Origin of the sequence: Micromonospora sp. D93 (assembly GCF_018070365.1) — a bacterium.
Taxonomy (GTDB): domain Bacteria; phylum Actinomycetota; class Actinomycetes; order Mycobacteriales; family Micromonosporaceae; genus Micromonospora; species Micromonospora ureilytica.
Genome location: NZ_JAGPXW010000024.1, coordinates 104,029 through 113,464, shown reverse-complemented (window position 1 = coordinate 113,464; position 9,436 = coordinate 104,029). Strand labels below are relative to the sequence as shown.

The following is a 9,436-nucleotide window of genomic DNA, read 5'->3' as shown; positions in this document are numbered from 1 at the left end:
CAACATCGCCCACGAACTCAACACCCGACCCCGCGAAACGCTGGGCTGGGCCACCCCAACCCAACGCCTCGCGGAAGTCATCGCGCCCTAACGATTGCACTCAACCCTTGACCCCAAGCGGCGTGTCGTGGCAATAACTTCATGATCAACGGGGCGGGCGCGGGGGTGGGAGCGCTTCGCCAGGGCTGCGGTCAGCAGGAGGGCCGCCAGGGCGGCTACGAGCAGGATTGGGCCGACCGAGTCCAGGGTGTTGGTCAGGGTTTGTTGGAGCTGGGACGCCGCTTGGATTACCGGGTCTTTGAGGGCGTCGCGGGGGTTGGCAGCGAGGCGTAGCTCGTACCAGCCGTACCAGGCGACGTAGCCGCCGGCGAGCAGCAGCACCAGGCCACTGAGGCGGGGCACCAGCGCCCCGGCGACGCGCAGCCGGGCCACCAGACCGTCGCGCAGCAGCGCCACCCCGAGCGCGGCAACCGCGACCACCAGACCCATCCCGAGGGCGTACGCGCCGAACAGCGCCAACCCCTGACCGGTCGAGCCGGCCTGGAGGCTGGTCACCACGATGGCCAGGAACGGTGCGATGGCGCAGCCGAGCGACGCCAACGCGTACGCCGCGCCGAACAGCGCCATCGACGGCCAGGTCCGGGTCAGCCGGGGTGCGCGGGCGGACCAGCCGGGGGCGGGCAGCCGACGGCCGGCGAGCAACCAGCAGCCCGCCACGACCAGCAGCACACCGAGCGCCACTGTCAGCCACGGCAGCCGGGGCCGCAGCCAGCCGGCCAGCGGCGCGAGCGCCAGGCCGAATGCGCCGAACACCAGCACGTACCCCACTGTCAGCCCGGCCGCCGCGGTGAGCGCGCGGCCGACCGCGCCGCGGGTGTCCGACTTCCCGGCGACCAACAGCGAGAGGTACGCGGGCAGCAACGCGAAGCCGCACGGGTTGACCGCGCCGAGCATGCCGGCGGTCAGCGCGAGCAGCAGTGTGGCACTCACGCCCCGGCCAGTGCGGCGACCTTGGCGGTGAGCGCCTCACCGTCCAGGAAGCCCTCGTGGACGACAGTGCCGCTCCGGTCGATGATCACGAAGATGCTCTGCTCGGTCACCTTGAACCGCTTCCAGAGCGCGCCCTTGCTGTCCTCGATCTGCGGCGTGCCGCCGAGGTCGAACTCGGTGACGAACTCCTTCATCGCCTTCCGCTCGCCCAGCCCGGCGACGCCGACGATCGGCACGGTGTCCCGATACTTGGGTGCGATCTCGGCAACCGTCCAGGCCTGGCTGGCGCAGGTCGCGCACCACGGCGCCCAGAACCACAGCACCACCGGTTTGCCGGCGAGCTGTGCCGCGTCGAACGCGGCCCCGCCGAGGGTGGTCCCGGTGAAGCGGAGCACGTCCGGGACCTGCGCCGGGGCGGCGGGTGGCCCGCCGGTCGCCGATCCGGTCGGGGCGGGCGGGGCGCCGGTCGAGGCGGGGGCCGATCCGGCGGCGACGGGCCCACCCGGCGCGGTGCCGGTGCAGGCGGCAACGCCGAACAGGGCCACCACGAGCGCCCCGGCGGTCGCCGCGCGGCGTAGTCGCCCGGCCCCTGTCCACGCCATGCCGATCCGCATCCGCTTCTCCGTTTCCGGTCCGGAAGGGACCCTTGCTGGACCTGAGGCTTCGCTACTCGGCCTTGGCCAGCCGCAGCGCCAGCTCCGGGCAGACCTTGACCGCCTTCAGCGCGCCCTCCCGCAGCCAGGTCGGCACCGGGGTGGCGGGAAAGGCGGGATATCCGTTCGCGTCGAGCCGGATGAAGTCCGGTACGACGTGCGCGCACAGGCCGTGCCCGTCGCAGCGCGACCAGTCCAGGGTGAGCTTCTGCGGGTTCGCGTCGGGTGCGCCGGGCAGCCCCATAACGCCCTTGACCCGTCGGCCACAACCGTCGCCGGTGCTGTGCAGCCGCAGGTCCTCGGTGAAGACCTCGATCGCGGAGAGCGCGAACCTGGCGGTGCCGTCCGGATGGCTGCACGCGCCCCGGCCCTTCACCTCGCCGGCGGCAGCGCGCACCACGTCGGCCGGTTGGCTGCCGGCGACGGCCAGGTCCACCGCGCGGGCCAGGTCCGGCAGCCCCATCTTGCACGGGCCGCACTGACCGGCGGACTCGCCGGCCAGGTAGCGCACCACCTGGGCGGCCTCACCGAGCGGGCAGGTGTCGACACCGAGCGGGACGATGATGCCCGCACCGAGGGTGCCGCCGACAGCGGCCAGGCCCTTGCGGGAGACCTCGGCCTTCTCCGCCGCCTCCGGGGTGATCCACTTGCCGTGGTAGCCGCCCATCAGGATGCCCTGGACGTCCGGCACCTCGCAGAGATCGAGGACGTCACGCAGCGGCATGCCGGCGGTGCACTCCACAACGGCCGGTCGGCCCGCCACGCCGGTCACGGTGAGCAGCACGGTGCCCGGCTCGTCGTCGGTGCCGAGCGCCGCGTACTCGTACGGGCCCAGTCGGGCGCCGACGGCGAGCTGGGCGTACGTCTCGGCGTTGGACAGCAGGGTGGGCAGGCCGCTGACCCCGGAGTCGCTGGAACGCTTCTTGGTGCCCGGCGGGATGTGCGGCAGCCCGTTGATCCCGTTGACAAGTGCGCCACCCTCACCGGAGATGAACCGGTGCGGCACTGTGACGATCGTCGTCTGCACCGGCATCCGGCGCTCTTCGAGGGCCTCCATCAGCGAGTCCCGGCCGACCCCGTCGTCCGCCACACCGATCACGATCTCGTCGGCGTCCAGCGCGTACGCGGCGAGCGCCGCGCCGTCCAGGATCAGGTGCGGGGCGCGGGTCAGCAGCACCTTGTCCTTCCAGCTGGCCGGCTCCCCCTCGGTGGCGTTGACCACCACCACGGCCGCGAGGTCCTGCCGCTTGCAGGACTCCAGCACCGCGCGCAGTTTGCGGGCGAACGGGAACCCCGCCCCGCCCTTGCCCTTGAGCTGCATGCCCTCGGCGAGTTGGAGCAGCTGTGCCGGTTCCATCGGGCCGATGGGTCCGTGCACCTCCTCGTGCGCGAGCAGGTCGAGTCGGCCGTACTCGGCGAAGCCGGCGGTGAGCCGCGGCTCGCCCACGCAGGCGACCGGTGGCACGGCGGTCCGCATCACTTCGCCTCACCCCGCAGTCCGGCCCAGTACGCCCCGTCCACCGCGTCGGCGCTGGCCTTGCGGCGCTTGGACTTGCCCTCGCCGGCTGCCCGTCGAGCACGGCGGGACGCCAGGTCGACAAGGGTCGGGGTGTCGTCGACGGGCGGCGGCACCTCGTCCGGCACGTACCGGGCCGGCGGGCGCCAGTAGTCCGGCTCCTCGGGCAGGTCGTCCTCGACGCTGTGTCGGCCGCTGCCGCTGCGCGGCGCCGACGAGATCGGGCTGCTGGAGACCGGGCCGGCCGAGATCGGCTCGACGGAGATCGGGCCGGCGGAGATGGGGTCGTCGGCCTGCCAGCGACGCGGGCTGTCCCACGGCTCCTCGGGCTCGGCGAGGGTCGGCTGCGGCGGTGCCGAGTAACGACTGCCCTCGTCCTCGCTGCGGGACCGGCGACGGGACCGCTCGGCGGCCGGCTCGTCGGCGCGTCGCCGCCCGGTCGGAACAGCCTCGTCGCGGGTGCGGGAGCCGCGCCGCCGGGTCACCGGCTCCAACTCCTCCTCGTCGCGCCTGAACGTGCCGGTGTCCTCCACGCTGCGGCGGGCCGATCGGCTGGTAGTGGTCTCCTCGGTACGCCGGCTGCGCGAGGACCGTTCGGTGTCGCGGCGGGCCGCCGGCTCCTCCTCCCGTCGACGTCGGCTCGGCCGGGTCGGCTCGACGAGGGAGCCGGGCTCGGGCACCACGGGGACGGTGAACCGTTCGGGGTCACGCCGCGCGGCCGGCGCGGCCCAGGTGGCGGTGGTGGTCTCCGCCCAGGCGGGACGCTTGTCGGCGGCCTTGCTGCGCCGACCCAACCCGGCCAGGAGCGATCGGGCGGTCTTCGCCTCCTCGGCCCGGCCTACCATCACCGCGTTGCGCACCGCAGCCTGGTGTTGCTCACGGCTGCGCCGACCGATGGTGACCGAGAACCGGACCAGCAGGGCCAGCACCACCAGCAAGATGCAGCCGAGGTAGCTGAACATCACCCAGGGCGCTGCGGCCCGACCGGCGTTGAGGCCGTGAAAGACAGCGAACGGCCAGGCCAGGTACGCGGCGGAGTGCAGCGTGCGCCACAGCCACTTCGGACCGACGTCGGCGAAGCGGGCCCGGACGATGCCGGTCCAGATCACGCTGACCATCAGCAGTGCGGCCACCGTGCCGAGCCCGACGTAGAGCCCTCGGCCGCCGACGAACGGCACAAGCGCGTCGGTCGCGGCCGCCCGCCCGGTGGCGATCTTGGTGAGGACGTGGAAACCGAGCCCGGCCACGCCCAGCACGCCGGTGGCGCGGTGCGCCGACTGCATCAGCACCCGGTGCGAGATGCGCAGCACCAGCCGGTCGGTGGCGAGCAGACCGAGCATCACGGTGAGGCTCAGCGTCACCAGGGAGACAACCCCGGCGAAGAACTCGGTGAAGAAGAAGCCGTACGCGTACGCCGTCTGACCGGCGCCGGTCAGCATGACCGCCGCCCAGAGCGCGGCGAGCAGCGACGCGATCAGCAGGGTGCCCGCCGACCGGGACGGGGTCCGCACCCCCCGACTGCTGGCGCTGGTCCGGACGGTCGCCGCCTTGTTGTCCTGCTGTGCCCGGGCCATCTGCTCCTCGATCGTCTCGCGGCGGCGTACCACCGGCCGACCCCTGCTCCCCCATCCAGTACGGACCGGCGGGGCGCGCGGATCACCCGCCGACGGAAATTTCTCTGCCGAATTCGAACCGAGGGGCGCAGCCGTGCGTTGTGCCCGCTCCCACCCACCGATTTGGACCACGGGTCTCGCCGAACCGGGGGCCCCGAAGCATCCGCCACCATAGAGTGGTTTCGTGCAGTTTGACCGAAAGACTCCGTCCCGTCGTCGCGGCGTCTGGGTGGCCGCCGCCATCGGCGTACCCGCGCTGCTGGTGACCGCGCTGCTGGTCGGCCAGGCCCTCACCCCGAGTTCGACGGCCCCCGACGACCGCAACGTGGTGGCCGCCGACCCGACTCCGAGCAGTGTGGAGCAGAGCCCGGAGGAGTCGATCCCCCCGGCCGCGCCCGCCCCGGACGGCCTGGCCGTGGTCGACTACGACCCCGCGCCCGGTGGGTTCCCCGCCGATCCGGCCAGCATGGACGTCACGCCGCTGACCGAGGGCGCGCACCCGATCAGACGCATCGCCGCGTACGACGCGCCCGGCGGTCGTCCGCGCGCCTTCCTCGAACCGACGATCCGCGGTGTCGAGCTGACCATGCCGATCGCCCAACGGCGTGCCGGCTGGACCGCCGTCCTGCTGCCCTCGGCCAACCGACGACTCGCCTGGCTGCCTCCCGGCGGGTTCGAGACGGTGCCGCTGCGCGACCAGATCGTGGTCGAACGCAAGGTCCACCGGCTCACCTGGTACCGGGCCGGCAAGGCGGTGCGCTCCTGGGAGGTCAGCCTCGGCCAGTCGGGCCAGGAGACTCCACTCGGGCGGACCTTCATCCTGGGCCGCACCCCACCGCCGGAGGAGGTCTACGGCGGAGTGGACATCTACGCTCTCGGTTCGGTGCCCGACGACCCGGAGTCGGTGCCGTCCGGACTGCAGGGCGCGCACATCGGGGTGCACACCTGGCAGCACGACGGCGAGTTGGGCGAGAACACCACGAACGGCTGTATCCGGCTGACCCGCAGCGGTCAGCGGGAACTGCTCGCCGAGGTCCGCCCCGGCAGCAGCGTCGTCGTGGTCGACCAACTGGCCGCCCCGCCGCCGACCGCCTGAGCGCCGACGCTGCGCGGTCACTCGCCGAGCAGCCAGCCGTTCTGCTCGGCGACCCGGATCGCGTCGGCCCGGTTACGGGCACCGGTCTTGCCGATCGCCGCGGACAGGTGGTTGCGTACCGTCCCCTCGGACAGGTGCAGCGCCCGGGCCAGGTCGGCGACCGTGCCGCCGCCGCGCGCGGTCCGCAGCACCTCGGTCTCCCGCTCGGTCAGCGGACTGACCCCGGCGGCGAGGGTCTCCGCGGCCAGCGTCGGGTCGACCACCCGCAGGCCGGCGTGCACCCGGCGGACCGCGTCGGCGAGCTGTCGGGCCGGGGTGTCCTTGACCACGAAACCGCTCGCTCCGGCCTCCATCGCCCGCCGCAGGTAACCGGGTCGACCGAAGGTGGTCACCACAAGCACCCGGCAGGTCGGCAGCGCGGCCCGCAACGCCGCGGTGGCGGCGATCCCGTCCAGGCCGGGCATCTCCACATCCAGCAGGGCGACGTCGGGGGCGCTGCGTCGGGCCTCGGGCACCACCTCGTCGCCCCGGCCGACCTCGGCGACAACTGTCAGGTCCTCCTCCAGCGAGAGCAGGGCGGCCAGCGCACCCCGGACCAGCGCCTGGTCATCGGCGAGCAGCAGCCGGATCGGCGTGGGCAACGCGCTCACCGGGCCTCCCCCGGCGCGTGCACCCGCAGCAGAAAACCGCCGCCCGCCGGTCGACTACCGACGGTCACCACCGCGTCCAGCCGCCGCGCCCGCTCCCGCAGGCCGACCAGCCCGTGCCCGCTCGCATCGGGAGTGGACGGGCCACGACCGTCGTCACTGATCTCGACCTGATCCCTGTGCACCCGGATCAGGCAGCACCGCGCCCCGCTGTGCCGGACCACGTTCGTCACGCCCTCCCGTACCGTCCAGCCGAACAACCTGTCCCACTCCTCCGGCAGGTCCGGCACCTCGGTCGACACGTCGGCCGCGATGCCCGCCGCGGCCAGCGCCGAGCGGGCGCCGGCCAGCTCCGCGGCGAGACTGACCTCGCGGTACGCGCCGGCCGTCTTTCGTACGTCGGCCAGCGCGGCCCGAGCCAACGCCTCCACCTCGGCAATCTCGGCGGCGGCCCGTTCCCGGTCGACCTCGATCAGACGTCCGGCCAACTCGGCCTTGATCGCCACCACGGTCAGCGAGTGCCCGAGGATGTCGTGCAGGTCGCGGGCCGCGCGGGCCCGCTCCTCGGCGACCGCGAGCCGACCGATCTCCTGCTGGGCGGCCCGGAGTTCGCTGTTGCGCTGGGCCAGCCGGGACACCCCGAACATGGCGAACGAGGCGAGCAGCACCGCGAAGACGATGCCGTTCTCCGCCTCCCACCCCGGCACCAGCCAGGACGCCAGCGCGGGCGTCACGGCGCAGAGCACCACGGCGGCCAACGACTCCCACGGCGGCAGCAGGAACACCGCGGCCGCGGCCACGTAGACCAGGGTGGCCAGCCAGTCCCCGCTGGTGCCCGGGAGACTGGCCAGGCCCACCGCGAGCAGCAGCGCCAACCCGGCCCGCGCCCGGCCCGCCGGGATCGGCAGCAGGGCCTGGCGCAGCTTGCGGGCCCACTGGAACAGCAGCACGTACCCGACGCCGAAGACGACAATGGCCACCACGCCGAGGACCCGCCGCCACAGCTCCGGCTGGTGCAGGGCGGTGGCGAGCGGCACGTTGAGGAAGAACAGCCAGACGGCGGCCAGCAGCCAGCCGATGAACCGCCAGTGGCGGCTCACCGGCCAGGGTTGCCCCGTCGACAGGTCCATCGGGATCACGCTATCGGCCCGGCCGGTCAGACCCGCGCGGTGTCCCGGCGGAACAGCCGGGCCGCGCCGACGCCGAAGAGCAGCGCCCAGACGACGAGGTTGGCCACCGCCGCCATGCTCACTCCGTCACCGGTCAGTGGGGCGCGGGCCAGCACACCCATGCCGTACACCGGGGTGAACTTCGCGACCTGCTGGAGCACGTCCGGCAGCACCTCGACCGGGACGAACAGCCCGCCGAACATGGCCAGCACCGCCAGCACCGGGCCGATGATCTGCATGACGTTCTCCGCCGGCGCCAGGTAGCCGATGAAGAGACCGAACGCGGCGAAGACCAGCGAGCCGACCCAGGCGGCGAGCCCGGACAGCAGCCAGACGTACGCCGGGACGCGGACGCCGGCCACGGCACCCACCAGGAACTCGACGACGACCGCGAACAGACCGAGGCTCATCGCGGTGATCAGCTTCGTCGCCACGTACGCCGCCGGGCGTAGCGGGGTGAGCCGCAGCTGCCGGCTCCAACCCAGCGCCCGCTCGGTGGCCACCGCACCACCGACGCTGGTGGTCGCCACCATGGCCGCGTACACGGCCAGGCTGACCATGACGTACGCCGTCACCGGCCGACCGTTGTCCAGTGACTGCCCGCCCTGCGGCAGGCCGAAGATGAGGAAGAAGACGCCCGGCATGATCAGCGTGAAGGCGAGGGTGCGGCGGTTGCGCAGCACCCGGCGCAGCTCGATGAGCAGGGCGCCCGGGGCGAACCCGCCCAGCGCGGGCAGCCGACGGTCCGGCGCGGGGGCACCGGCGCGGGTGGGGGTGGAGGTGGTCATCTCAGGCTCCGGTCTGCGCGGTGGTCAGGGCGAGGAAGGCGTCCTCGAGGTTGCGGGAGGTGATCTCGACGTCCCGGGCGGCGGTCCTGGTCAGCAGGTGCCGGGCGATCGCGTCCGAGTCGCCGGTCCGCACCAGCACGCTGTCGCCGCGCACCTCCACGGCGTCCACCCCGGGCAGCGCGGCGAGGGCGGCCTGGTCGGCGCCGGGCAGGGTGGCCCGCACCGTACGGCCGGCGGCCAGGTTCTTGATCTCGGCGGTGGTGCCGTCGGCGACGATGCGCCCCTGCCGGACCAGCACGATCCGGTCGGCGTACGCGTCCGCCTCGTCCAGGTAGTGGGTGGCGAAGATGACCGTCCGCCCGCCCCGAGCGTCGCGGCGTAGGGCCTGCCAGAAGTCCCGCCGACCCTCGACGTCCATGCCTGTGGTCGGCTCGTCGAGCACCATCAGGTCCGGGTCGGGCAGCAGGGCCAACGCGAAGCGCAGTCGCTGCTGCTGACCACCCGAGCAGCGCCCGACCACCCGGTCGGCGATGTCGGTGATACCGGCTCGCTCCAGCACCTCCGCCGCCGGGCGGGTGTGCCGGTAGAAGTAGGCGGTCATCCGCACCGTCTCGCCCACTGTCAGGTCCTTGAGCAGCCCACCGGTCTGGAGCACGGCCGCGATCCGACCTCGGGCCACCGCGTCGTCCGGGGTGCCGCCGAGGACCCGAACGGTGCCGGTGTCCGGGCGGGACAGCCCGAGCAGCATGTCGATGGTGGTGGTCTTGCCCGCGCCGTTCGGGCCGAGGAACGCCACCACCTCGCCGGGCTGTACCCGTAGGCTCAACCCGTCGACAGCGGTGACAGCGCCGAAGCTCTTGGTGAGGCCGTCCAACTCGACGGCCGGATGCGTACTGGTCATGTCACTGATGCTCCGGCAGCGCGTACCCCGATGCCCGGAGCGGTCGTCACGCCCCGACCGTGA

General features: G+C 73.3%; 9 protein-coding genes. 1 reads left to right on the top strand and 8 read right to left on the bottom strand.

Annotation, left to right across the window (positions count from 1 at the left end; translation table 11 throughout):
- Positions 1–87 precede the first annotated feature (87 nt).
- Genes KBX71_RS24215 through KBX71_RS24200 form a run of 4 tightly spaced genes read right to left on the bottom strand, consistent with a single transcriptional unit; the run spans position 88 to position 4,766 of the window.
- Positions 88–990, bottom strand: coding sequence for a cytochrome c biogenesis CcdA family protein (locus tag KBX71_RS24215; RefSeq protein ID WP_307847279.1), 903 nt, complete (start codon positions 988–990; stop codon positions 88–90).
- Complete coding sequence (locus KBX71_RS24210) at positions 987–1,604, bottom strand: redoxin domain-containing protein (protein WP_247684021.1); 618 nt, start codon at positions 1,602–1,604, stop codon at positions 987–989. Before KBX71_RS24210 ends, KBX71_RS24215 begins: the two co-directional genes overlap by 4 nt.
- Before the next feature lie 52 nt (positions 1,605–1,656).
- Complete coding sequence (locus KBX71_RS24205; protein WP_210820196.1) at positions 1,657–3,120, bottom strand: NADH-quinone oxidoreductase subunit NuoF family protein; 1,464 nt, start codon at positions 3,118–3,120, stop codon at positions 1,657–1,659.
- Positions 3,120–4,766 carry a ferric reductase-like transmembrane domain-containing protein gene (locus KBX71_RS24200; protein ID WP_307847278.1) on the bottom strand — a complete coding sequence of 549 codons (1,647 nt, stop codon included), beginning with the start codon at positions 4,764–4,766 and terminating at the stop codon, positions 3,120–3,122. The genes KBX71_RS24205 and KBX71_RS24200 overlap by 1 nt, the downstream gene beginning before the upstream one ends.
- 190 nt (positions 4,767–4,956) lie before the next feature.
- On the opposite strand from KBX71_RS24200, the gene KBX71_RS24195 reads away from it, so the two are divergent.
- Complete coding sequence (locus KBX71_RS24195) at positions 4,957–5,868, top strand: L,D-transpeptidase (protein ID WP_210820195.1); 912 nt, start codon at positions 4,957–4,959, stop codon at positions 5,866–5,868.
- 17 nt (positions 5,869–5,885) lie between these two features.
- Here the strand turns inward: KBX71_RS24195 and KBX71_RS24190 are convergent, their stop codons facing one another.
- From KBX71_RS24190 to KBX71_RS24175, 4 genes are read right to left on the bottom strand one after another with little or no spacing between them, the layout of a single operon-like run.
- Positions 5,886–6,518, bottom strand: coding sequence for a response regulator (locus KBX71_RS24190; protein WP_196925200.1), 633 nt, complete (start codon positions 6,516–6,518; stop codon positions 5,886–5,888).
- Positions 6,515–7,645, bottom strand: coding sequence for a sensor histidine kinase (locus KBX71_RS24185; RefSeq protein WP_210820194.1), 1,131 nt, complete (start codon positions 7,643–7,645; stop codon positions 6,515–6,517). Before KBX71_RS24185 ends, KBX71_RS24190 begins: the two co-directional genes overlap by 4 nt.
- A 26-nt stretch (positions 7,646–7,671) precedes the next feature.
- Entirely contained in the window at positions 7,672–8,472 is an 801-nt protein-coding gene (locus KBX71_RS24180) for an ABC transporter permease (RefSeq protein ID WP_210820193.1), read from the bottom strand.
- Between the two features lies 1 nt (position 8,473).
- The gene (locus KBX71_RS24175; RefSeq protein ID WP_210820192.1) at positions 8,474–9,373 is read right to left on the bottom strand and encodes an ABC transporter ATP-binding protein; all 900 of its coding nucleotides are present in this window, start codon (positions 9,371–9,373) and stop codon (positions 8,474–8,476) included.
- Between the last annotated feature and the right edge of the window lie 63 nt (positions 9,374–9,436).